This is a genomic window from Spirosoma daeguense, assembly GCF_054776875.1.
Genome location: NZ_BAAHBF010000011.1, coordinates 119272 through 142858, shown reverse-complemented (window position 1 = coordinate 142858; position 23587 = coordinate 119272). Strand labels below are relative to the sequence as shown.

The 23587-nt window shown below is 45.0% G+C and carries 19 protein-coding genes and 2 tRNA genes; 12 read left to right on the top strand and 9 right to left on the bottom strand.

Annotation, left to right across the window (positions count from 1 at the left end; all coding sequences use genetic code 11):
- Positions 1–51 precede the first annotated feature (51 nt).
- The 5 genes from ACYVD4_RS29815 (at position 52) to ACYVD4_RS29795 (ending at position 4897) form a co-directional block, all read left to right on the top strand.
- Positions 52–999, top strand: coding sequence for a glycoside hydrolase family protein (locus tag ACYVD4_RS29815; protein WP_460951854.1), 948 nt, complete (start codon positions 52–54; stop codon positions 997–999).
- A 106-nt stretch (positions 1000–1105) separates the two neighbouring features.
- Positions 1106–2074, top strand: coding sequence for a glycosyltransferase family 2 protein (locus ACYVD4_RS29810; protein ID WP_460951852.1), 969 nt, complete (start codon positions 1106–1108; stop codon positions 2072–2074).
- A gap of 78 nt (positions 2075–2152) precedes the next feature.
- Positions 2153–2944 (top strand): TauD/TfdA family dioxygenase, encoded by a 792-nt coding sequence (locus ACYVD4_RS29805; RefSeq protein WP_460951850.1) that lies wholly within the window; start codon positions 2153–2155, stop codon positions 2942–2944.
- Between the two features lie 164 nt (positions 2945–3108).
- On the top strand, positions 3109–4080 hold the full coding sequence (locus ACYVD4_RS29800) for an aldo/keto reductase (RefSeq protein ID WP_460951849.1): 972 nt from the start codon (positions 3109–3111) through the stop codon (positions 4078–4080).
- 46 nt (positions 4081–4126) lie between these two features.
- Positions 4127–4897, top strand: a complete 771-nt coding sequence (locus ACYVD4_RS29795) for a glycosyltransferase family 2 protein (RefSeq protein ID WP_460951847.1) — start codon at positions 4127–4129, stop codon at positions 4895–4897.
- Positions 4898–4907: 10 nt separating this feature from the next.
- Here ACYVD4_RS29795 and ACYVD4_RS29790 read toward each other — a convergent pair whose 3' ends face one another.
- Positions 4908–5351 carry a hypothetical protein gene (locus tag ACYVD4_RS29790; protein WP_460951845.1) on the bottom strand — a complete coding sequence of 148 codons (444 nt, stop codon included), beginning with the start codon at positions 5349–5351 and terminating at the stop codon, positions 4908–4910.
- Between the two features lie 54 nt (positions 5352–5405).
- Between ACYVD4_RS29790 and ACYVD4_RS29785 the strand changes: the two genes are divergently transcribed.
- Together ACYVD4_RS29785 and ACYVD4_RS29780 are read left to right on the top strand one after the other, a co-directional pair.
- On the top strand, positions 5406–6371 hold the full coding sequence (locus tag ACYVD4_RS29785) for a YheT family hydrolase (protein ID WP_460951843.1): 966 nt from the start codon (positions 5406–5408) through the stop codon (positions 6369–6371).
- 18 nt (positions 6372–6389) lie between these two features.
- Positions 6390–6923 (top strand): GNAT family N-acetyltransferase, encoded by a 534-nt coding sequence (locus ACYVD4_RS29780; protein ID WP_460951841.1) that lies wholly within the window; start codon positions 6390–6392, stop codon positions 6921–6923.
- 18 nt (positions 6924–6941) lie between these two features.
- Here ACYVD4_RS29780 and ACYVD4_RS29775 read toward each other — a convergent pair whose 3' ends face one another.
- The 8 genes from ACYVD4_RS29775 to ACYVD4_RS29740 all read right to left on the bottom strand — a co-directional run bounded on the left by ACYVD4_RS29775 (position 6942) and on the right by ACYVD4_RS29740 (position 18043).
- Positions 6942–7820 (bottom strand): MerR family transcriptional regulator, encoded by an 879-nt coding sequence (locus ACYVD4_RS29775; protein WP_460951840.1) that lies wholly within the window; start codon positions 7818–7820, stop codon positions 6942–6944.
- 296 nt (positions 7821–8116) lie between these two features.
- Positions 8117–8192: transfer RNA gene (locus tag ACYVD4_RS29770), tRNA-His, on the bottom strand.
- 91 nt (positions 8193–8283) lie between these two features.
- Positions 8284–8898: a superoxide dismutase gene (locus ACYVD4_RS29765; RefSeq protein ID WP_460951838.1), complete on the bottom strand. Its 615-nt coding sequence runs from the start codon at positions 8896–8898 to the stop codon at positions 8284–8286.
- Between the two features lie 57 nt (positions 8899–8955).
- Positions 8956–9390: a nucleoside deaminase gene (locus tag ACYVD4_RS29760; RefSeq protein ID WP_460951836.1), complete on the bottom strand. Its 435-nt coding sequence runs from the start codon at positions 9388–9390 to the stop codon at positions 8956–8958.
- 84 nt (positions 9391–9474) lie between these two features.
- On the bottom strand, positions 9475–12771 hold the full coding sequence (locus ACYVD4_RS29755) for an Ig-like domain-containing protein (RefSeq protein ID WP_460951834.1): 3297 nt from the start codon (positions 12769–12771) through the stop codon (positions 9475–9477).
- Between the two features lie 492 nt (positions 12772–13263).
- Positions 13264–16356, bottom strand: coding sequence for a glycoside hydrolase family 3 N-terminal domain-containing protein (locus ACYVD4_RS29750; protein WP_460951832.1), 3093 nt, complete (start codon positions 16354–16356; stop codon positions 13264–13266).
- Between the two features lie 446 nt (positions 16357–16802).
- Complete coding sequence (locus ACYVD4_RS29745) at positions 16803–17048, bottom strand: hypothetical protein (protein ID WP_460951831.1); 246 nt, start codon at positions 17046–17048, stop codon at positions 16803–16805.
- Positions 17049–17218: 170 nt separating this feature from the next.
- The gene (locus tag ACYVD4_RS29740; protein ID WP_460951829.1) at positions 17219–18043 is read right to left on the bottom strand and encodes a T9SS type A sorting domain-containing protein; all 825 of its coding nucleotides are present in this window, start codon (positions 18041–18043) and stop codon (positions 17219–17221) included.
- 177 nt (positions 18044–18220) lie between these two features.
- On the opposite strand from ACYVD4_RS29740, the gene ACYVD4_RS29735 reads away from it, so the two are divergent.
- The 5 genes from ACYVD4_RS29735 (at position 18221) to ACYVD4_RS29715 (ending at position 23462) form a co-directional block, all read left to right on the top strand.
- The gene (locus tag ACYVD4_RS29735) at positions 18221–20128 is read left to right on the top strand and encodes a sensor histidine kinase (protein ID WP_460951827.1); all 1908 of its coding nucleotides are present in this window, start codon (positions 18221–18223) and stop codon (positions 20126–20128) included.
- A 56-nt stretch (positions 20129–20184) separates the two neighbouring features.
- Complete coding sequence (locus ACYVD4_RS29730; RefSeq protein ID WP_460951826.1) at positions 20185–20868, top strand: response regulator transcription factor; 684 nt, start codon at positions 20185–20187, stop codon at positions 20866–20868.
- A gap of 121 nt (positions 20869–20989) precedes the next feature.
- Entirely contained in the window at positions 20990–21964 is a 975-nt protein-coding gene (gene hemB / locus ACYVD4_RS29725; protein WP_460951824.1) for a porphobilinogen synthase, read from the top strand.
- Entirely contained in the window at positions 21961–23298 is a 1338-nt protein-coding gene (locus ACYVD4_RS29720; RefSeq protein ID WP_460951823.1) for a dihydroorotase, read from the top strand. The genes hemB and ACYVD4_RS29720 overlap by 4 nt, the downstream gene beginning before the upstream one ends.
- A gap of 80 nt (positions 23299–23378) precedes the next feature.
- Positions 23379–23462: transfer RNA gene (locus ACYVD4_RS29715), tRNA-Leu, on the top strand.
- Positions 23463–23587 lie beyond the last annotated feature (125 nt).

Below are 23587 nucleotides of genomic sequence, written 5' to 3'. Positions count from 1 at the left end.
ATTTTGCCATGATTCTTTAAACATTCTTTATTCTCCATTATTCATTATAGCATGGCCTGGAAGAAAAAAGGACTGATTTATAAACCCGACGGCTCACAATCATTCAGCCGCACACACGCTCAAGTACCATTTGGTTTCCCAATGGGAGATAAACTTCGTGTTTATTTCTCAACCCGCGATGAAAACGTATCGTCGGCCCCGTCGTTTGTAGAACTCGACCCAAATGACCTGACAAAAGTCACTTACATCCACGATAAGCCTTGTATTACAAAAGGAGATGTTGGTACGTTCGATGAATCAGGGGTAATGCCTTCATGGTTTTTACCCGTTGGTGACGAAATCTGGCTGTATTACACGGGTTGGAATAAAAGCGAAACAGCCTGGTATCGGCTTAGTATTGGTTTAGCGGTCAGTAAAGATGGTGGCTTAACATTTGAGCGTAAATACACAGGCCCTTTACTTGACCGATCTATTTACGACCAGATTTGGGTGGCGCAACCTTGCGTCATGCGCGAAGAACAAGCTGACGGCAGTATTCGGTGGCGGATGTGGTATTTATCCTGCACGAAAATTGAAGTAATAAATAATCACCCAGAGCCATTTTATAACGTAAAATACGCCGAATCGACTGACGGTATAAACTGGGAACGTACCGGCCACGTTTGCGTTGGTTACGACGAGTTTACAGATGCCATTGGTCGGCCAACAGTTTATAAAGATGGGAATTTGTACAAAATGTATTTTTCCTACCGCAGCGCGACCAATTTTCGTACCGATGTACGGCAGAGTTATCGGATTGGCTATGCCGAATCAGAAGATGGGCTTACGTGGAATCGGAAAGATGAATTAGCTGGCATCGAACGGTCGGCAGAAGGCTGGGATTCGTTGATGATGGACTATTGCCATATTTTCCCGCATCAGCACCAGTGGGTTATGTTTTATAACGGGAATGGGTTTGGTGCATCAGGATTTGGGTATGCAACTCAGCCCATTCTATGATAAAAATCAGGTATAACGAACTTGCATTTTGCGAAGATAGGCTCCTATTTTGTGCCAGATAATAGGTTCGTAACCAAGACATAATTAGCAGAATACATTATTACTCATGCCAAAAGTTAGTGTTGTCATAGCGACCTACAATCAAGCGAAATTTATCCGCCAGACCCTTGATAGTGTACTGGAACAAAAGACAAATTTCCCTATAGAAATTCTGGTCGGCGATGATTTCTCGAACGATGGTACACGGGAAATTATTAAGGAGTACGAGCGTAAACATCCGAGCCTAATAAAAGGCATTTTACACCCACGTAATCTGGGGAAAAATGGCGGTATTAACTTTCTGGAGACCCTAAAGCACGCTAAAGGGGAATATTACGCGGGAATGGACGGTGACGATTACCTGACCGACCCGCTTAAACTTCAGAAGCAGGTCGACATGCTGGATGCCCACCCCGATTACTCTATGGTGTTTCATAATGCCCTGATTACGTATGAAGATGGCAGTCCATCTGAGCTACTTAATGGGACCGACATGAAACCCTATTATACGTTGGATGATTTGATTGGTGAAAAAGAAATCTGGTTCATCGCTACGTCGAGCGCCATGTATCGGAATAACATTAAAGAATATCCGGCTTGGTTCAGAGAGTCAGTCAGTGGCGATATTCCCCGCCTGATTCTGAAAGCTAACTTGGGAAATATCGGGTACATACCTGACGTAATGTCAGTTTATCGGAAAAACAGGAACGGAACCAGCTTTACCGATAATGAAGCTGATGCCGTTTTCCTGCAAAACCGAATTGATATGTACAGTAGTATAAATCGCGAGCTGGATTATCGATACGATCGGGTTCTCAAGAAAAATATTGCCCGATATTATCGAATGATGCTCAATAGCAAACAGTACCGGAATTCATATCTGGCAAAGCTTCGGATAACGGCCAAATATTATTCGTTGGCCAAGCCAGGCTGGGACGATTTAAAGTCACTAATTTATGATCATCTAACACCGCCTGCCATACAGCGTGCTTACGGCGTAGTAGCCATTGGCTTACACCGTATTCTAAATAATTAGTACGTACAATTAGTCATTTTTGGCTAACTGCTTGAGTTTCCTTATTTTGTATTTCAAACACTGAAACTACTATAGGCCATGAATTTTTTCGAAACAGTTGTCTATACTACGCCGGAAGAAACAATTGAAAATGTAAGAGTGGCTGTTCAGAACAGCAAAGTAGTTCATCTGGCAGGCTTTAAAGAAGATTTACCTGTTCATGATTTTTACAGCAAATTATCTGAAACCATTGGCCGCATTCATGCTGCTGACGAAGATATAGCTACTGGCAAACAAACCGGTAATCGGTGGATCGATATTACGTATGATCCGCAAATTCCTGACCGCTACCGGTCGAGCAACACACGCCAGCCTATGCACACCGATGATTCTTACGTAGAACTGAATGGCGAAGAAGCCGTTAATTTCTTCTACTGTGCTTCACGGGCTAAAATCGGTGGTGCTACTACGTTCTTCGATCTGCCTGAGCTGGTTGAATGCATGAAACTAGATGGCGAAGACGCGCTGCTGGAAGAATTAGCCGTTACAGACGTAATTCACGCGAAAGGAGGAAGCCGCAAAGTTCGAAAAATCCTTTACAAAGAGGGAGATACGTATATGGCTAACTGGAATTACTTCTGTCTCTCGCGCGAAGAAAACACACCCGAAGTGCTGGATTTATGCGAACGTTTCCATCAGTATCTCGAAACCCGTATTATGAATGCTGGCGTTGTTGTTCCCCTACAGTTACAAAAAGGGGAAGCCGTTTTCTTCCACGATGATCTGGTTATGCACGGACGTAACGCTTTCTTCGCTGAGTATCCGGGTCAACGGAGCCTGATTAAAGGCAAAATTATCATGAACCCAGCACCGGCTGAGTCTGTATTTTAATTTCGATTACACCTATTTTCTGGTCGTTCAGCGAGCTAGTGAACCAATAGCCAGCCGCTGAACGACCAGTATTTGTATATAAACAAACCGAATAATGTAAGACGAAGCCGCATTCAACTACGTAGCACACTTATTCGGTTTACATTATTCATTCTTCATTGCCCATGAGTACTCCTTTGAACGAATCACTGACGTCGCGACTTGGCTTTGGAACCTGGCAGTTTGGCGGCCCAAATGTTATTAACGGAAATCCAACAGGTTGGGGAAAAGTCGATAAATCGGAAGCTATTCGAGCCATACACGTAGCAATTGAGCAGGGAATCAATTTTTTCGATACTGCCGATAGTTACGGACGTGGTCAGTCGGAGCAAATTCTTCAGGAAGCGCTTAAGGGTCAAAGCGGAAATCAACTCATCTGCACGAAGTTCGGAAACCGCCAAACGCCCGATGGACAGCCGATTCAGGATTATAGCGCCGACTATTTAACCGAAGCTGTTGAGGCAAGTCTGGGTCGATTAGGCCGTGATACGTTAGATATCCTTTTGCTGCACAGCCCACCCGATTCATTCGACTGGTCGACCTACGATACTACGCCTTTCGAAGACTTGAAAAAGGCTGGAAAAATTCGTTTCTACGGCGTTAGTTCACGTAGCGTTTATGGCGCTAAACGGGTTATAGAAGCAGGTTTTGGCAACGTAGTAGAAGTAATTTACAATGCGCTCGATCGTCGGGCTGAAGAATTACTTTTCCCAATGCCTACTGCCAACGAGTATTTCTTTATTGGTCGTGTTCCGTTAGCGTCCGGTTTTCTTAATCCCAGATATCTGACATCAGAGCCTTCATTTGCTCCAGACCAGTATCGTCACTATTTGCCCGAACGAGACCGGAACTGGTTATTAGATTCGGCAAGAAAATTAGCCTTTCTAAACGATTTACCGGGAGGTCTGGCCGTTTCGGCGTTACGTTTCTGTTTGTCTGATGATGCGGTGAATGCCGTTATTCCGGGTATGCATAACGAAAAACAGGTACTTGCAAACTGTGAAGCCGCAAAACTCGGCCCGTTGCCCGACGACGTACTACGCCGAATTCGGCAGGAAGTACCCGACGTAGCCGAACATTGGAAACCCAAAAGCTGATTTTTGCTTTTTATTTGTGAGCTTTGTGTTCTAGTTATTTCTGTCGATGAAATTAAGCGTTGTCATACCAGCCTATAATGAAGAAGAGTCGCTTCCACCAACGTTGCGATCTCTCTACCAAACTTTAGCAAAACACGGTATCCCTCACGAGATATGCGTTACCAACGATAATTCGAAAGATGGTACGTTACAAATGCTGGAGAAATTAGCCGCAACTGAAATTCCGACGTTAGTGTATTATACCAATCCCGGCCCCAACGGATTTGGTTATGCAGTACGTTACGGTCTCGAACGCTTCAGTGGCGATTGTGTTGCCGTTTTTATGGCCGATATGTCTGACGACCCGGAAGATTTGGTTCGTTTTTACAACAAAATGCTCGAAACGAACGTCGATGCTGTGTTTGGTTCGCGCTGGGGAAAAGGCGGGAAAGTTATCGATTACCCCGCACTGAAAAAATTCATTAATCGCATCGCCAATTTAATTATTCGCATGGTGATGGGAATTAAATACAACGATACTACAAACGCGTTTAAGCTCTACAAGCGCGAAACTATGGAAGGCATCAAGCCTTTTCTATCGCCACATTTCAATCTTACCATTGAACTCCCACTCAAAGCGATTGTTCGGGGTTATAGTTACGAAGTTGTTTCAAACAGCTGGACAAATCGGAAGTATGGCGAATCAAAGCTCAAAATCAAGGAAATGGGCAGTCGTTACTTCTTTATTCTGATGTACTGTTTTATAGAGAAATCTTTTTCAATGGGCGATTTCCGAAAAAAAACAGCCGCACCACCAGTCAATAAAATTACCAATTAACCTGGCAGCATCAGCCAAAAATCCCTTTCAGGCCCGGAATCTGGTAGACAGCAATCGATTGTAGTATAGCCCAGAAAACAGCGCTAATAAGCATATACAACAGAATTTGAAGCCGTTGCACTCGAAACGAAACAGCGAGTATGGTGCCGCCTATGGGTGTCAACAGTATCGGTGTCAGAAACGCAATTCCGGCTAGACCAGCACGTTTCCAGATTTTAATAGCCATCCGTGTTCGTTTCGTAAAGCGTTTGGGGGGTGCTGAGCGATAACGCTGGAGAAGTAATTGGAGAGCAGCGCCCGCATAAACCACAACAACGACGCTCACCATCATACCTATTATGGTAAACAAGGCCGTTTCAGGCCACGTTAGCCCCAAGGCAACACCAGATAAAGGTCCCCCCACAAATTTGAGTGTACTGGCAATTATAACGGACAGGTATTTGGCAACTGGCATGGTTCTGTTTTTATGCTGGAACAACGATACAAAACTATCCGTTGTTCACGATATATGCCGCTAATTAAATCTTCTTATTATGGGCCACCGGCCTACCAGTATAATGGGCACCTTCAAACCATTATTCCAAGCCTCACACGGCGCGTACTGGGCGTTACGTATGAACGCGAACGCTTAATTCTTTCTGACGGTGATTTTGTTGATCTGGACTGGATAGATAGCGGCCAGTCTCGGCTGGTTATTTTAACCCACGGGCTCGAAGGCGACAGCAATCGGCAATACATCCGTGGCACGGCTAAACTATTTGCCCAACAACAATATGACGTTCTCGCCTGGAATTGCCGTTCGTGCAGTGGCGAAATGAATCATGCTTTCCGACTCTATAATCATGGCGAAATAGGCGATTTAGGCGAAATTGTTCGATATGCATTGCGAACAAAATCATACCATGAAATTGTGTTGGTCGGCTATAGCATGGGTGGCAACATTACGTTAAAATACTTAGGCGTTCATGGCCGGGAGCTTCCTGAAGCCGTTAAAAAAGGAATTGCAATTTCGTCGCCTACCGATTTAGGAGCGAGTGCGGGTTTACTTGATAGAGCAGCCAATCGATTTTATCGGAATCGATTTATGAAAAAATTAATTGTTAAGCTTCGCCAGAAAGACGCCCTATTTCCGGGTCAGTTAGATCTGTCTAAGTTACAGCACATAAAAAAATGGCGAGATTTCGATGAGTTTTTTTCGGCACCGATTAATAGCTATCGGGATGCTGATGATTTTTATACACAGGCATCTGCTGTAAATTTCATGCCTACAATCACGATTCCAACGCTGTTATTGAACGCACAGAATGACCCATTACTTTCGCCTGAGTGTTCGCCAGCATGGCTAGCTCAGCAACATCCATCTGTTTTTCTGGAAACTCCCCGTTTAGGTGGTCATGTTGGTTTTCAACTCGCTCGTGACGAACACACCTATGCCGAACGCCGAGCGCTGGCTTTTGCACAAGGTAAACTCTAACACTAACTATTAACCAGCATGAGCCCAGCTTTTCTGTATTCTAACCGACTTATCTTTATTGCCGGTTCACCATCTCTGTTAAAAATCGAATTAAGTGATGTAAGTCAGTTGGCTCAGTTACTCAACGTAGCAGTGCCTGCCGACTGGCCTCCTGGCGAGTATGATCGGGATGCCATGCAATTCTTTCTGGAGCAACTAGCCAAACAGCCTGAACTTATTGGCTGGTATAACTGGTACGTAATAACTTATCCAACGCCTAACAAGCCTGCTACGCTCGTAGCCAGCGTGGGATATTTTGGGCCACCCAATACAGAAGGAACCCTCGAAATCGGATATTCTGTGTCAAACGAATGGCGCAGACAGGGTATTGCCACCGAAATCGTTAGCATATTAGTTGAACACGCCTGGCAACAACCGGGTGTTCAGCGAATTATTGCTCATACATTACCAGAAAACGAAGCTTCTATTGGTGTATTGACCAAGAATGGTTTTTATGAAATCGAAAGTGATGGTCCTGAAAAACGCTGTTTTGAACTCCTGCCGCTAGCCTAAATTAGATCTTATAATGCACTACGTACTGGCAATACGTGTTAGCTCTTCAATTTGATTAATAATCCGAGTGTTCGCAGGCGTGGTAATGTCCTGCCCAACAACTTGAAAGCCTGTTAGCAAAATCTGCGCATCGGGAAAGACTTCGGCCAACCGATCAACAAAAGGCTGCACCTGATGATTAATTGGTGAGGACGTAATAACGGTGAAAACAAAATCGGGCTGATACCGCTTACTAATAAAAAGCAGCTCACTAAAAGGTAGGCTTTGTCCCAAATAAACGACGTTGTGCGAACGGGCGCGCACTACGTAGTTAGCAAATAACAAGCTTAATTCGTGGAATTCACCTTCAGGAAGGAACAACAGGTATTTTTTACCAGTATACTCCTGTTTATTCATTTGCCCATCAATCGCGACTATAATTTTCTGGCGGACCAAGTTTGTAACGAAATGCTCCTGAGCTGGACCAACTGCCCCCGTTACCCACAAGGTACCGATTCGATTGAGAAACGGATACACAATTCGAATCATCGTATTCTCAAAACCATGCTGAAGAACATTGGCATTAATGATTTTATTGAATCGCTCTTCATCCAAATCAATCATAGCCAACACCAGTGCCTGAACCTGGTCAGATTGGTTTAATTGCCTTTCCGAAATTTTTGTAACCTCTCGACTCATAACATCGGGTGGTAGTTTCGCAATTTCCGAAATCTTATACCCGTGTTCTTTAAGTAGCGATATATTCAGAACCAGTTTTAAATCCTGATCATCGTAGGTTCGAATATTGGTATCCGTCCGGTCTGGGTCAATAATGGCGTAGCGTTGTTCCCAGATACGAAGTGTATGAGCCTTTATTCCAGAAAGTTGCTCTAAATCTTTAATAGAGTACTTACTCATAAGACAGAATAGCTATTGATAAACTGCCCAGAAACCATCAGAATGAATACCGTCAAAGCCACTTTTCAGAAGAGAAGATACCTTCTCAAAGCAGTTATCATAATGGTACTTGTAGCGTGGGCTGCTGAACGTATAGTCTTTAAAATTAACTTGAAATTAGAACAACTTGTTTAACTTTTACATTTAAAAAAGTAAACAAAATCAAATTTTTCAAACCATCTATATCGAACGTAGCAGTTAGTCAGTAGCTAGACTACATGCAATAAAAAAAGCCCTGGAATAACCAGGGCTGTGCAGGGTGAAAGACGGGGCTCGAACCCGCGACCTTCGGAACCACAATCCGACGCTCTAACCAACTGAGCTACAATCACCGTTTTGAGAATGCAAAAGTAATCAATAATGAATAATGTGCAATGAATAATAACAATTAAGATCATCATTATTCATTACACATTAATTTTCCTTATGCCTGTTTCGCCTGTTGATAGCGCTTTTCAGCAGCGTTCCAATCTACTACGTTGAAATACGCAGCAATATAATCGGGCCGACGATTCTGATATTTCAGGTAATACGCATGCTCCCAAACATCAAGGCCAATTACAGGGAAACCTTTCACTTCGGCAATATCCATCAACGGATTGTCCTGATTAGGAGTCGACGTAACAGCCACCTCACCTTCGGGAGTTACAATAAGCCATGCCCATCCTGAACCGAAGCGCGTTGTAGCAGCCTTCGTAAACTCTTCTTTAAAGGCATCAAACGAGCCAAATTTTTTATCGATTGCTTCCGCTAATTCGCCAGTGGGTTGGCCACCACCTGTTCCAGAAATAGTATTCCAGAAAAGTGTGTGGTTATAGTGCCCCCCTCCATTATTCCGAACAGCAATCGGTGCTTTGCTAACACTAGCCAGCAGATCTTCGATGGATTTATTTTCCAGTTCGGTACCAGCGATGGCATTATTCAGGTTCGTCACGTAAGCATTGTGATGCTTGCCGTGGTGAATTTCCATCGTCTGTTTGTCGATATTCGGTTCGAGCGAATCACTTGGGTAAGGAAGCGGGTCTAATACAAAAGCCATTTTACTTATTTAGTTAGAATGGAAGATATTCAGTTTTGTTAACAAGCCGACGTAAAATTATGTTCTTAAGCGCGAAAAAAACTTAGTTAGTAAAATCTGACTCTCGGCTGCCAACACTCCGGTTTCTATTCTCGTTTTAGGATGAAGCAACGTGGCACCTATCCGATTGTAGCCTCGCTTGGAATCATCTGCGCCAATAACCAGCCGGCTTAATTGCGCCCAATAAAGCGCACCAGCACACATAACGCAGGGTTCGAGGGTTACGTAGAGTGTGCAATCGGTCAGATATTTACTGCCCAAATGCTGCGTAGCGGCCGTTATAGCCAGTATTTCTGCGTGCGCCGTTACGTCGTTCAACTGTTCGGTCTGATTGCTGGCTTTAGCAATAATTCGGTTTCGGCATACAACAACAGCACCAACGGGAATTTCTCCTTTCTCAGCCGCTTCTTCGGCCAGACCGAGCGCAATTTCCATAAAATACTCGTCAGGCATGTTTGTCTTAATTAGCCCTCAAAAGTCGACAGCCGGTAGCAATTTTGTGCTATCGGCTGTCGACTTTTGAGGGAAATACTTCTTTTATTGTTTAAGCACTTTTCGAATTAACTGCTGCTCAACAATTTGTACACGTACCAAATAGATACCATTTGGCTGTCCACTCAAATCAAATTCATTTCGCCGGAGCCGAGTTGTTCGTTGTACCAATGGACGTCCTCTCGAATCAGAAATTGTAATAACTGCCGGATTAAATATCAATGGTAAATCCAGTTCAACTGTAAACGTTGACGAGAAGGGCATAGGAAATATTTTAACCAATGGGTCAAGCGGGTTGTTTTCTGTATTCAGCACAGAGAAAACAGCCACTGTAGCCGTGCCCGATGCCACACCTATACCACAGTTGTTCGATACGTTTGTTAGTCGATACGTTGTATTAGCTATCGGGCGTACTTCGGCAATGTATGGATTGGTTGTGGTCGTTGCCGAATAGCTTTGCAGGCTATCCGCAAAAGCAATGGTCCACGGCCCATCTCCGCCAAACGTAAATGTAAGATTTACAGGTACCCCTTCCTGCGTAACAAGTGAACCCGACAAGGCTGCGGTTGGCTTTGAGCGAACAACTAAAGGCGTTGGGCTAGCTGAACCCGTTATGCCAACCCCTGCATTCGACGCCACTACCCGAACGTAGTACTGACCACTGGGAATCGAGTCGGGTAATGTACCAGCAACGGGCGAAGTTAATGCACTGGCCACTACTCTATATTTCTTGGACGTATCGGTTGCACTGGCGATTTCGATTCCAAAGCGATTATCCTGCGTAAACTGCCCCGACGTAGTAAAAGGGACTTCAACCGACGTACCAGCACAAAACGTTGCCGAAGTAAGAGCGCTGGTCGAAACAGTAGGTACTCGCACCGTAACACTTGCAGTAGCCGGATTACCAGGCAATCCTAATCCACAACCATTCGAAACACCTAGTACCTGATACGTAGTGTTACCTCTCGGCTGAACAACAATCGTGGTATCGGATCTTCGACACGTACCAACATACCCATCGGTCAGGCTGTAACTGTAAGGTCCAGAGCCTGTGAATTTTAATTCCAGAGGTATTTTCTCTCCCAGATTTATCGTTGTCGAAGACGTTCGCAATGCTAGTGTTGGTGGTGCATTTACAATTACCCGAATGGCCGTGCGTGGGCTATAACAGCCGCCTGAGCTAATCTGATATACATAAAACACATCACCGTTTGGGTCAATATTTGTATTCTGTGTCGATGGTATAGGCGTAACTGTCTGAAGACGACCGTAAGGATCAATCCAACGAAGGCTACTACCTGCTTCTCCCGTTGCTTCGAGTGGCCCAACTTTTTCATCAATACAGTAAATAAGCAATGATTTAGCAACGGTTGGCGCTGCTACCGTTCCAACGTTTACCTGAATCGTAGCCTTATTGCTTTCGCAATTGTTGACAGTCTGCGTAACCTGATAAACTATTGTTCCAGCGTTATTAATGGCTGGTATGGGAGCACCCGACAACAAGCCGCCAGCCTGATTATACCATTTCAGGTTCTGGCCTTCGGCCTGAAGCACACCTACGTTCTGTATCGGCTGATCAGTTTGCGCCTGACAGTAGCTTAAATTCTTTACACCGGGCATATTCGGCAGTGCATTCACAGTCACAGAAATATTGGCTTTTGGCCCTTCGCACCCCTCGTCCGATACCTGAGAGACTTTATAGACCAACGTACCCACATTCCTTGTGCTTGGCACTGGCGATACGCCAAGTAAATTCTCAAATGGGTCATACCACCTCAAATTTCTACCAGTAGCTGTCAATTGGCTTGCTGTGGCATTATTACAGAAACTCACGGGACTAACGCCTGGTGCAGCAGGAATTGCTTTTACCTGAACACGCAAACTCGCCCGTGGGCCTTCACAACCGTTAAGTGTCTGGCTAACGTAGTAAACCACCGCTCCTGTTGACGTATTTGATGGCCGGGGTGGCGTAGTCGACGCGGCTCCTCCTGTGGCTGATGTTCCATACCAGTTTGGCGTAGCACCTGTCACAAATGAAGCCGAAAGAGTTGGGGCTGTTGTTCCCTGACAAAAATCAATTGCCGACGTAACGGGGGCATTGGGTGTATCTTTTACCTGCACCGGAATGGATGCCCGCTCACTTTCACAACCGTTTACGGTCTGGGTAACGTAATACGTCGTTGTGCCAATTGCCGAGGAGGTAGTGCTGGGTATAGTAGCCGATGCAGAACCTGTACCCCCAGTTCTGTTAGCTCCATACCATTTCAAATTCTGCCCACCTGCCGACAAGGGCAAAGCCGTAGCACCCTCGCAATACGCACTTGGGATAGCAATATTGGGCATAAACGGAACAGAATTAACCGTAACTACCAACGGTGCCCGTGGGCCTTCACAACCGCCTACCGACTGACTAACATAATACGTGGTTGAGCCTAACTGCGTGGTTGTAGGTCTGGGTGCTACGCTAGATGAAGTTCCGCCCGTAATCGATGTACCATACCAGTTCAGCGATGCACCTGCCGAGACAGTGGCTGAAAGTGGTACTTGTTCGCCGTTCTGGCAGGCAATTGTCGGGCTTTTTACCGTAGGAGCAGTTGGGCTGGTTCTTACCGTTACCGGTATAGCGATTCTGGCGCTTTCGCAGCCATTGAGCGTCTGACTAACGTAGTAGTTTATTGTTCCAGCTTGTGTAGTCGTAGGTCTGGGCGCTATTGCCGATGCGGTTCCACCGTTAGCGGCAGTACCATACCAGTTCAGTGTTGCGCCTGCTGCAGCCGTTGCCGATAATACCGTAGCCGTCTGGCTTACGCAATACGTAGGAGCGGGTGCAACAGTTGGGATGGCGGGTTTCGGTCTTACAGTAACAGCAATGCTTCTCCGCGCACTTTCGCAACCACCAACTACCTGACTAACGTAGTAGAGCGTATTGCCTGTCACGTTTGTGTTAGGTACAGATGGCGTGGCAGATCCGGTTCCAGTTGTTGCATTCTGGCCATACCACAGTAACGACCCTCCTGCCGAAGCCGTTGCGGTTAAGGGAGCCGCTGTTACACCTTCACAATATGGAGCCGGAGTAGCTGCTGTTGGTTGAACAGGAACGGTAAGCGTGAGAGCAGAAGCACTGGTTATCGAAGCACTGGCAACCGTACTTGAGATCACTCGAATTCGATAACCTGTTCCGGCCACTGCCGTTTTTGGAATAACGGCAGCGATTGTACCGCTTGCTGTGAGTGCAATGCTACCTATAACTGTTGGCGTAGCAGGCATATTTCCAGACGCATCCGATAATTGTGCGATGAATACGTTACCTGTTCTAAAAGTGCCTGTTGCGGTGAAAATCACGTTAATAGAGCCTCCTGGGCATGAGGTTATCGGCGTAAATTTTATAGCAGTGAGCGCTTGAGCACTACTACGGTCTGCCAGACTTATAAGCCATAGCAGAATTACCAAACAGGAGTAAAAATTACGTCCTTTCATAAAAGTAGAAGCGATAAAGCAATTGTGTTTATTAAAGTTAAGTTATTAAGGAAAAGAGGCAAAACAGCTTTAAACATATTAACTTTGTTAGCTTTAATTAGCTGATTACTAGCTAACAATAACTAGGTTTACAGATTATTATATCTACATATACCCAAACTATAGTTCCTAATAGTAGCACTCCCACAATTAACATAAACTACTGAATGTGAATATATTAACAAGAAAACATTCCTATTTAAAAGAACTATATAACAGTTAATAGCTTGTTCTAGCAATAAAAATGCCACTTCTGTCAGGAAGTGGCATTTAACTAAGATAAAGCCTTAGTTACCCAATTGGGTCATTGTATCACATTCATTGCTGAACAGCGTTATAAATAACCTCGTGAATACGTCTACGCAGCTTTGTTGTATTAATCGAATTGTTGCCAGCCGTAGGATAAATTCGATTTGAGAGGAATATAAAAATTAGTTCCTGGTCTGGATCAACCCATACTACGTTGCCCGTAAACCCGGTATGACCAAATGAACGGGGAGAAGCTTTGGAAGCCATGTAAACGCTGGTAGCACTTTCCGGATTGGGTTTGTCCCACCCTAAAGCTCGGTGACTCCGATTGCTGAGCGTTTGTGTAAAGAAAGGAACCGTCATAGGATTCAGAATGCGTTGATCGCCATAGACCCCTTTTTGCAGATTCATCTGTAACAACGTAGCAATATCACGAGCATTCCCAAATAAACCGGCATGTCCAGAAACACCACCCTGAACAGCGGCCATCTGATCGTGAACCGTTCCAATTAAAAGCTGATTTCGATAATACGTATCCTGCTCGGTAGGAGCACATATCGGACGTGGTAGACGTTGCAGGGGCGTAAAGCCTAACTGATGCAGCCCCAATGGCTTATAAACATTATCGGTTACAAACTTGTCGAGTGGTTGTTTGCTAATACGCTCCACAATTTTCTGCAACGTCAGGAAATTCAAATCACTATACACATACGCTGGCTTACCCGACTCATCGACCTTACGCGACATCGGCGATTGCACGACCCATTTCCAGACGGAGTCTTTCAAAGCTGGTACGCCCCATAGCGTTGGTGCAATCTGGAGCGTGTGCAACGTATCATGCGTTGCGGAATAATATTCGGCCTTTAACCCACCACCGGGCAAGCGCGTTCGATCCCAGGAGGTCGGATAATAAGAAACCATGCCCGATTGGTGCCATAGCAAATCCTGAAGGGTAATATTCTGCTTATTGGTGTTACGTAGTTCGGGAAGATAAAGCGATGCTTTCTGGGTAAGGTCGATCAGCTTACGATCATGAAGCACCATCACCGATTGTAATGTAGCAAGAACTTTCGTCAATGAAGCCAGATCGTAAAGGGTTTCGTCGGTAACTTTTTCGGCACCGGGTGCATAGGTGAGTGCGCCAAAGTTTTTACTATAAACTACTTTCCCTTTCCGTGCTACTAAAATCTCACAACCCGGTACTACATGACTTTTTACAGCCCCCTGTGCAATGGCATCAATTTGTGCCAATACGTCCGATTTCATACCTACGCTCTCTGGCGACCCTAACGAAAGACGTCCTTCGGGATTCAGCGTCAGGCCTGTTCCCAACTCCAGAGAGCCAATCGATACGGGTAGTTTACCACGTGCTCCCAATCCGCCAAATAAAACCTGAGGCACTACGCGCTGCATGGCGTCAAGTTCCTGATAAGCGCAAACCAGCGCATCGGCACCAGCAAACTGGGGCAGGCTATACGGCGAACCAAAGGCCGTAACAATCACTTTTATACCGCGCTGCTTCAGACGAGAAATCAAATCGAGCGAGGACTTGGTAATACCGTACTTACGATTGGCAGATTCGACCATTTTGTGGAAACTGAGAACCACGGTATTTGCATTACCAACTTCGGCCATAATATTGTTTAAATCAGCATCCGAAACCGGTTTATCAACAGCCAGCGTCTGGAAAGGGGCATACTGATTCAGCGATTTCTGAAATAAGTTACCCGGTTCTGCGCCAAGCGCAATTGAGGCCATCCGCAACGTATCGATTCGATTTAGTGGAAGCAGGTTATTTTTATTTTCAGTAACCGTAACAGCCTGCTCACAAAGGTCTTGCTTAAGCAGTTGCGCTTCTGACGAGTTGAGGTCGCCTGCTAATCCAGCCATACTGATGGGTTTGTAATGGTTCAAACCAACCCAATATTTAGCTCGAAGGATTTTTTTTACTTTTTCATCGATAAGCTCCTGTGAGATAATTCCCTGCTGAACCGCACTTAGGATATTCAACGTAGCATCTCGAACGTTTTCCGGGTAAAGGAGAATATCATTACCCGCAATTAACGCCCGTAAATTGACGTCCATCGCTTTGGGCGAACGGCTGATGCCACCCATATTCAGCGCATCCGTAAATACTAACCCTCTGAAGCCTAGTTCTTTCTTCAGTAATTCAGTAACGATTTTCTCGGAAAGAGTAGCAGCCAGCGCGGGGGTATTGTCCATCACCGGTACGTGCAGATGACCCGTTACAACCCCCATGAGGCTGTCGGCAATCAGTTTGCGGAACGGATACAGATCAATTTCACGCATTTCTTCGGGCGAGCGGCTCACTGTTGGCAAGGTGTGATGCGAATCGGCATTGGTGTCGCCGTGGCCGGGGAAATGCTTGGCCGTAGCAATAACGTGTGTTTGTTGTAGGCCGCGCATGTAAGCCGAAGCTTTGAGCGCTACGTTCTCACGCGATTGTCCAAACGAACGAACGCCAATAACCGGATTGGCAGGGTTACTATTTATATCAGATACTGGAGCAAAATTGATATGAATACCCAGTCGCTGACATTGCCGGCCAATTTCGGCACCCATTCGGTAAATCAGTTCATTATCCTGAATAGCGCCCAAAGCCATCTGCTTTGGAAAATCCATTGTACTATCCAGACGCATACCTAACCCCCACTCGCCATCGATACCAATTAGCAAAGGTACTTTCGATTGCGCCTGATACCGATTAGTCAATACTGCCTGCCGATAGGGCCCTCCCTGAAAGAAGATCAATCCACCAATATGATTATTCTGGATAAGATGGCTGATGTATTGATTATGGTTTTCGCTACGGTTGGAGAAAGCAGCCACCATAAAGAACTGACCAATTTTCTGCTCGGGCGTAAGTGTCTGAAAAACACTATCTACCCAATGGTTACCACTATCGGGCAATGTAAAAACATCAACTGGACGAGCGTCAGGGGCGAATTTATAGGTTTCAAACTTAGTACGTGCCGGAATAACCTCCGGGCTTTTAGGTGCTGCCTTTTCAATAGCCCTGTGAGCTGTATGAACAAGGCGAACCCAGAATTTGTGATCTGGTTTCATTAGTCCGAAAGCAGTCAGCAAACTCACGAACAAGAGTGCGACAAGTAAAATGGGTCGTACAACGATGTTCTGCATGGGTACTTAGTACGTAAAAATGTACAATCAGTTATCGGTGGTATCTTAGCTAAACCTTAAAAATAGGCAAAGCCTGTCAAAAACCATAGCCAATCCTTGAATTGTCTAAGTTTTTAACGAAAAATTAGTGATTAATCGTGTTATCTACTAGATTAATCCAAATTAAAAATAGAATAACCGCGCTCTTTATATGATAACGTACTGGGCAATACGTCATTAACCCGATTTGCTACGTAGCATAACTGCTTTTGGTAGCTGCGTGTTCTGATTGATAGGATAGGATTCCCTAAAAAAAGAGCAAAAATAATGCCGTGGGAGCCCACAGCAGTCGGTTTACACGATGAAGTCAGTAGGAGCTGTTTACACCTTTTCGAAAACAGCGAACGGAAGCTAGCCGCACAGCCACTACGTAGTAATGTCTGATTAGTGGCTATTGATAAATAATATTAATAAGCACGAGCCGGGCGAATGTTCATCAATACAGATAAAATCCGCTCACTGACGGCAACTTTTGTGGCCTGCACAGCATTTTTCCATTCTGTGGCTGCCCGTAATTTCGATTTAGAAGTTGATACACAAGTTTTGGCGCGCAATTGTTTACGTGCAGCAAATACATTGTGGGGATGTCCCATACTCATGGCCTGTCCGCTCAACCCTACCAATAAAACACCGGCGATAAGAATACTTTTCATGACCTCAGTTTTTTAGACAGCACAAAGTTATATGTTTTAGTTGGTATCTTGCAATACATAGTACTAAATTTTTTTCTTTTTTTTGCTGTATATGCGTTAATTAGAATAAAGTTCCAGATTCAAAGTCATAAAAGTAAACAAAACCTCAAAATCTGGAACTTTACAAACTTTTAATCGATAATAATTCGCTTTACAGCACCATCTTCATTTTGGGTAACTGTAATAAAATACGCCCCCTGCGATTTGCTGTCGAGCTCAATCTGTCCAACAAATTCCCCTGAAAAATCTTTTATCTCACGCCGGGCAACTTCTTTACCTTTCGGGTTCGTCACTATGATATTTACATCCCCTTTGGCCGGAGCCGTAAAGCGTACATTCAGTTGATTGCGATCAGGATTGTTCGGGTAAGCCTCCAGCCCACGAATTGTCGACGGTTTCGCATTGAAATTCTTAGACCATTCTTCAAATGGACGAGCCAGTTGCCGATCAAAATCTTTTGGAAATTCGAACCGAAACCGATTCATTCGATCACCCAACGAATCAAATCCTTGCCGGAACTCATATCTCCAGTCATTCTTATTCCAGTCGTGATTGTTTTTAGGCGAAATTTTTCCACGATATACATAAGCATCTCCCGGTACACGCTTCTTACCCGTTCCAAACCGTTCGCGGGTTACAATCCGGTCACCATTGTTTTCATCGACAGTAATTGTCATCTGACGGCGTCCTCCTCCTTTCCGGCTGGCTTTTAACGAATCGACCAGTTTCATGACCAACTCATCACGGTCTTTTTTACCATCGAGCCGATACGTCCGCTCGATTTCCCGAACATCTTCACCATCACGTTCGATGATGCGAACATGCACCTCGGAATCGTTATCGGCCGATTTTGGTAAAGGGGCTACTTTCTTCTGAGCAATAGCCACTCCGCTCAACGTAACGGCCAGGAACAGAGCCGGTACGAACCGTAGTCCGCTAAAAACTGTTTTTTTCATAGTACAAACATGTTGCAAACGAAGGAACAATAGGTTACTGAACCGATTGATAGTATGGCTGTTAAAGTTTGTTAACGAGTCAATGAGTCGCCAAGTCGATTCGTACTTTTACTAACCACTACACTCGGTTTTCAATAGATGTAAAAACGGAGTAAAGGTTGCATGAGCAAGTAAAAAATGTCGAAACAACGCATAAATTGGATTGTTGCCCTCATGGCAATAGGGCTGCTGGGCTTAATCGGCCTTCAGCTTTATTGGATCAGTAGCGCACTCCGGTTACAGAAAGAACAGTTCGCTTACAAAGTGACCGACGCGTTACAGGAGGTGGTCCGGACTCTGGAGCGGCAGGAAATTGTCTACCTGACCAAACAACGTATTCAGGCTCGCGAACAGCAAAATAAGCTGATGGCCATTGCCAAAAAAGAAGATAAAACAGGTCGGAATTCGCCAAAGCAACAACAGAGCGCCAAGGCATCGGAACCAATAGCACAGCACTCGGAAAAATTATCACCGACTACACAATCCAGTTACCGGCAGGGAATGCCTCTTGGAGGTGCGGTTGTCGTTCAGTCCGACGTATTACACCCAACCATCCATCCGCTATCGCCTGAGCAAATGGCCGTAGTGGAAGAGTTTTTCCGACAGCAACACGAATTGATGGCGATTGGTGACTGGCAAACGCAGCTCATCCAGCAACAACAATTCGACCACTGGTTTGAGAACGTAATGAACACTGAGTTGCCACGTATCAACAATGAAGCAGTTCAGGCTGCCCATAAACAGGATTCGATGCGTAAAGCACGTCGGAAACAATTGCAAATAGCCGCTCAGCAACAACGGGCTAGACAGGCGAATGCTGTAGCGGAAGGAAAGTTAGATACAACAACGAGATTAACTGCTGGCCGGTCGAAAAACGAAGAACAATCGCACATGATTAAAGATGTGCTGAAAGGTCTGCTCCTCTCCGACCGGCCTATTGAAGATCGTATTAATCGGGTAGCACTTGATACGTTGCTTCGTCAAACTCTTGATGATCGGGGTATTAGTATTCCGTTTGCCTATGCTGTTCGAACGCGCCAACAACCTAAATTTCTGTTCGCGTCGACAGGTATGGATGTGCAGCAGTTAAGTACAAATGGGTATAAAGCAGCCTTGTTTCCAAATAATCTACTCGAAACTGGCAATTACGTTTATCTCTATTTTCCAACCCAGCAACAATTTATTTTGGGCCGACTAGGGTTTACGTTCGCGGCATCAGTAGTGCTGATTCTGGTCATTCTGGCGTGTTTTTACATCGCGATAAGCACCATTGTTCGTCAGAAAAAACTGGCCGATATCAAGAATGACTTTATTAATAATATGACCCACGAGTTTAAAACGCCTATTTCAACAATTTCACTAGCCGTTGAAATGGCGCAGGAGCAACTACGCTCCGCAAATTCAGTGGAACGTATTGAGCCAGATAATCAGCCAAAAGATCGGTTGACGCGTTACATGGGAATCATCCGGGACGAAACCCGCCGATTGGGTTCGCACGTAGAAAAAGTGCTTCAGATGGCCCTGCTCGACCGGGGAGAAATTAAACTGAACGTATCATCGGTCAACATCCACGACGTTATTGAAAAAGTGCTCAATAACCTGAGTCTACAGATTGAACAACGCGATGGCGAACTTGATCTTAATTTCGATGCGGATCAGGAAGTCGTAGAAGCGGATGAAGTTCATCTGACCAACATTATTTACAATCTGCTGGATAATGCTCTGAAATATTCGCCTGATACGCCACATATCACGCTTAGTACGCGTAACCTTCCAGAAGGTTCACCTATTCAGGGAGTTAGTATAACCGTGGCCGACCGGGGGCTGGGAATGACCAAAGATCAAACCAGTCGAATTTTTGAGAAGTTTTATCGCGTACCAACTGGTAACCGACATGACGTAAAAGGTTTCGGATTGGGGTTGAGCTACGTTAAAAAGATGGTTGAAGAGCACCACGGTCAGATTCTGGTCGACAGTCAACTCGGGGAAGGAAGTTCGTTCGAAATAATTTTACCATATAAAATGAGCGAAAGAACGAAAGAGTGATAGAGCGCAGATTTTTTGCTCTTTTTTGCTCTTTTGCTCGTTCACTCTTTATGCTTATGCCTACCATTCTCTTAGTTGAAGACGACCCAAATCTGGGACAATTGGTGCAGGAATACCTGATTATGAAAGGTTTAGAAACCGATCGAGCTACCGACGGTAATCAGGGTTTGCAATACTTCATGGCAAAGACGTATGACCTGTGCATTTTCGACGTAATGATGCCGAAGAAAGATGGTTTTACGCTCGCCAAGGAAGTTCGCATGGGCGACCGCGACGTACCCATTATCTTCCTGACAGCCAAATCCATGCAGGAAGATACCATTCAGGGCTTCAAAGTGGGGGCAGATGATTACATCACAAAGCCGTTCAGCATGGAGGAATTGCTGCTACGTATCCAGGCTATTCTTCGCCGTACTCAACGCTCGGCCGACACCATAAGCGAACCGAATATGTATCAGATTGGCAGTTTTGCGTTTGATTATCAACATCAGCTTTTACAGCACAATGGTTCGTCGCAAAAACTGACCAGTAAAGAATCAGAATTATTAAAATTGCTGGCGCAGAACCTCAATCAACCTGTCAGTCGTAGCTTTGCACTGAAAATGGTTTGGGGTGATGATTCATATTTCAACGCCCGAAGCATGGACGTGTACGTAACAAAGCTTCGCAAATACCTCAAAGAAGACCCCGCCGTTCAGCTCGTTAACGTACACGGCGAAGGATTCAAACTAATTGTTTAAATGCGTTATCGGGTTGTAAGATTGTAGAGTTATAAAGTTGTTGGGTTATGCTGGATTGACTAGCCTCACAACTTTATAACTCTATAAGCTTATAACTTTACAACGTAACAACGTTACTACTTTGGCAAATCTAATACGTCGCCCTCGCCGGAACCGCCAGTCGGGTGTTATCCGCGATATGGTGCAGGAAACCAGACTCTCAGTCACCGATTTTATTTTACCCCTCTTTATTATGGAGGGCCAGAATGTTCGTTCTGAAGTGAGTTCAATGCCGGGCATTCACCGTCTTTCGCTGGATTTATTACTGGAAGAAGTTCAGGAATGTGTGGATTTAGGTATTCAAACTTTTGATTTGTTTCCGAATCTGCCTGAATCGAAAAAAGATAAATACGCTACCGAAAGCCATAATCCTGATGGCCTTTATCCACAGGCGATCCGGGCAATTAAAGAGCGTTTTCCCGACGTAGTGATAATGACCGACGTAGCAATGGACCCATACAGCTCCGACGGGCACGATGGCGTTGTTGAAAATGGCAAAATCGTGAATGATGCTACGTTGGAAGTGTTGGGAAAAATGGCATTGACTCAAGCTCAAGCTGGAGCCAACATCATTGGCCCTTCCGATATGATGGATGGGCGGATTGGTTATTTGCGTCAGGTTCTCGACGAAGGCGGTTTTCAGGACGTAGCGATTATGTCCTATTGTGCGAAATATGCTAGCGCTTTTTACGGTCCATTCCGGGATGCACTCGATTCGGCTCCGAAATTTGGCGACAAGAAGACGTATCAGATGAATCCGGCCAACGTTCGCGAAGCCCTTATCGAAGCACAGCTTGATTTTGAAGAAGGTGCTGATTTTCTGATGGTAAAACCAGCATTAGCGTATTTAGACGTTATTAAGCTACTCAACGATAATTTTCATTTACCGATTGCCGCCTATAATGTTAGTGGTGAGTATGCCATGATAAAAGCGGCTGCCCAACGCGGCTGGCTCGATGGCGAACGGGCTATGATGGAAACCTTACTGTCTATTAAGCGCGCAGGAGCCAATGTTATACTGACTTATTTTGCCAAAGAAGCAGCCCGGTTGTTATGAGTAAATTATTGATTCGTAATGCCCGGATGGTGAACGAGGGGCAAATTACCGAAACAGATGTATTGATTGAAGGAGGCTTTATAGCCCAGATTAAATCAGGAATTTCGGATCAGGGTGTTCAGCAGATCATCGATGCTAATGGCCAATACCTGCTACCTGGCATTATTGATGATCAGGTTCATTTTCGCGAGCCTGGGCTAACCCACAAAGCCACTATTTACTCCGAATCGAGAGCGGCTGTAGCAGGTGGTGTTACCAGTTTTATGGAAATGCCCAATACGGTTCCAAATGCGCTTACGCAGGAACTTCTTGCCGATAAATACGCGATTGCGGCCCAGTCTTCGCTCGCCAATTATTCATTTTTTATGGGTGCCTCGAACGATAATCTCGATGAAGTACTACGTACTGATCCGGAAACGGTTTGCGGCATCAAGGTTTTTATGGGTTCATCGACCGGAAATATGCTGGTCGATAATGAGCAGGTGTTGGAGGGGCTATTTCGGCAAAGTCCCATGCTCATTGCAACGCACTGCGAAGATGAAGCCACGATTCGAGCGAACACAGAACGATTCAAGGCCGAGTACGGCGATGCTGCAACTGCTTCGCTACATCCGTTGATACGTAACGAAGAAGCCTGTCTTAAATCGTCGTCGTTAGCCGTAGCCTTAGCCAGACAGCACAATGCCCGCTTGCATGTCCTGCATATTTCTACTGCCGATGAGTTATCCTTATTCGACAATCAATTGCCATTAAAGGAGAAACGTATTACGGCTGAAGTTTGCGTTCACCATCTCTGGTTCGATAGTACAGATTATGCTACGTTAGGCAATCTTATAAAGTGCAATCCTGCCATAAAAGCTCCCCATCACAAAAAAGCTTTACTAGCAGCCTTGTTAGATGACCGGTTGGATATTATTGCTACCGATCATGCGCCACACACATGGGCAGAGAAGCATCAAAATTACTGGCAAGCTCCATCTGGCCTGCCACTAGTACAGCACCCGCTTCTACTGATGCTTGATTTTGTGAAACAGGGTAAGCTTTCTATCGAAACAGTTGTTCGAAAAATGTGTCACGCACCCTCCGACTGTTTTCAGATTGATCGACGTGGATATATTCGTGAAGGTTATTGGGCTGATTTGGTATTAGTTGATGAATCGCGTCCAACTACCGTTTCAAAGGAAAATATTTTGTATCAATGTAATTGGTCGCCTTTAGAGGATCACTCCTTTGCCCATACTATTAGTCACACAATTGTATCGGGTCAGTTAGTCTATAAAAACGGCCAGATTCTAACCGATAAGTCGGGTGAGCAATTAAGATTTGTACGCTGATGACGTATTTTTTGCTTTTAAAATTTGCAAGTTTTCATCAGTAAATCGTACCTTTGCTATCCCAATACGGGGAACGTACTGCCGAAGTGGTGAAATTGGTAGACACGCACGTTTCAGGGGCGTGTGTCTTTACGGACATGCGAGTTCGAGTCTCGCCTTCGGCACCTTTAAATGTCTGCAAATCAGCGATTTGCAGACATTTTTCATTTAGTACCACTTATTTTTTCAGAGGACAAATCCCAAAATTGCGTAGAGCATTCCAGTTGCCCCCACGAAACTTTCCTAAACA

What these genes read in the sequence shown, in the direction of transcription:
- ACYVD4_RS29740 (WP_460951829.1), bottom strand. Translation starts at nt 18,043, where the DNA reads ATGAAAAAAACAGTTTTTAGCGGACTACGGTTCGTACCGGCTCTGTTC.
- ACYVD4_RS29800 (WP_460951849.1), top strand. Translation starts at nt 3,109, where the DNA reads ATGAGTACTCCTTTGAACGAATCACTGACGTCGCGACTTGGCTTTGGA.
- ACYVD4_RS29750 (WP_460951832.1), bottom strand. Translation starts at nt 16,356, where the DNA reads ATGCAGAACATCGTTGTACGACCCATTTTACTTGTCGCACTCTTGTTC.
- ACYVD4_RS29805 (WP_460951850.1), top strand. Translation starts at nt 2,153, where the DNA reads ATGAATTTTTTCGAAACAGTTGTCTATACTACGCCGGAAGAAACAATT.
- ACYVD4_RS29730 (WP_460951826.1), top strand. Translation starts at nt 20,185, where the DNA reads ATGCCTACCATTCTCTTAGTTGAAGACGACCCAAATCTGGGACAATTG.
- ACYVD4_RS29735 (WP_460951827.1), top strand. Translation starts at nt 18,221, where the DNA reads ATGTCGAAACAACGCATAAATTGGATTGTTGCCCTCATGGCAATAGGG.
- ACYVD4_RS29775 (WP_460951840.1), bottom strand. Translation starts at nt 7,820, where the DNA reads ATGAGTAAGTACTCTATTAAAGATTTAGAGCAACTTTCTGGAATAAAG.
- ACYVD4_RS29795 (WP_460951847.1), top strand. Translation starts at nt 4,127, where the DNA reads ATGAAATTAAGCGTTGTCATACCAGCCTATAATGAAGAAGAGTCGCTT.
- ACYVD4_RS29785 (WP_460951843.1), top strand. Translation starts at nt 5,406, where the DNA reads ATGCCGCTAATTAAATCTTCTTATTATGGGCCACCGGCCTACCAGTAT.
- ACYVD4_RS29765 (WP_460951838.1), bottom strand. Translation starts at nt 8,898, where the DNA reads ATGGCTTTTGTATTAGACCCGCTTCCTTACCCAAGTGATTCGCTCGAA.
- ACYVD4_RS29720 (WP_460951823.1), top strand. Translation starts at nt 21,961, where the DNA reads ATGAGTAAATTATTGATTCGTAATGCCCGGATGGTGAACGAGGGGCAA.
- ACYVD4_RS29810 (WP_460951852.1), top strand. Translation starts at nt 1,106, where the DNA reads ATGCCAAAAGTTAGTGTTGTCATAGCGACCTACAATCAAGCGAAATTT.
- ACYVD4_RS29790 (WP_460951845.1), bottom strand. Translation starts at nt 5,351, where the DNA reads ATGCCAGTTGCCAAATACCTGTCCGTTATAATTGCCAGTACACTCAAA.
- ACYVD4_RS29815 (WP_460951854.1), top strand. Translation starts at nt 52, where the DNA reads ATGGCCTGGAAGAAAAAAGGACTGATTTATAAACCCGACGGCTCACAA.
- ACYVD4_RS29780 (WP_460951841.1), top strand. Translation starts at nt 6,390, where the DNA reads ATGAGCCCAGCTTTTCTGTATTCTAACCGACTTATCTTTATTGCCGGT.
- ACYVD4_RS29760 (WP_460951836.1), bottom strand. Translation starts at nt 9,390, where the DNA reads ATGCCTGACGAGTATTTTATGGAAATTGCGCTCGGTCTGGCCGAAGAA.
- ACYVD4_RS29745 (WP_460951831.1), bottom strand. Translation starts at nt 17,048, where the DNA reads ATGAAAAGTATTCTTATCGCCGGTGTTTTATTGGTAGGGTTGAGCGGA.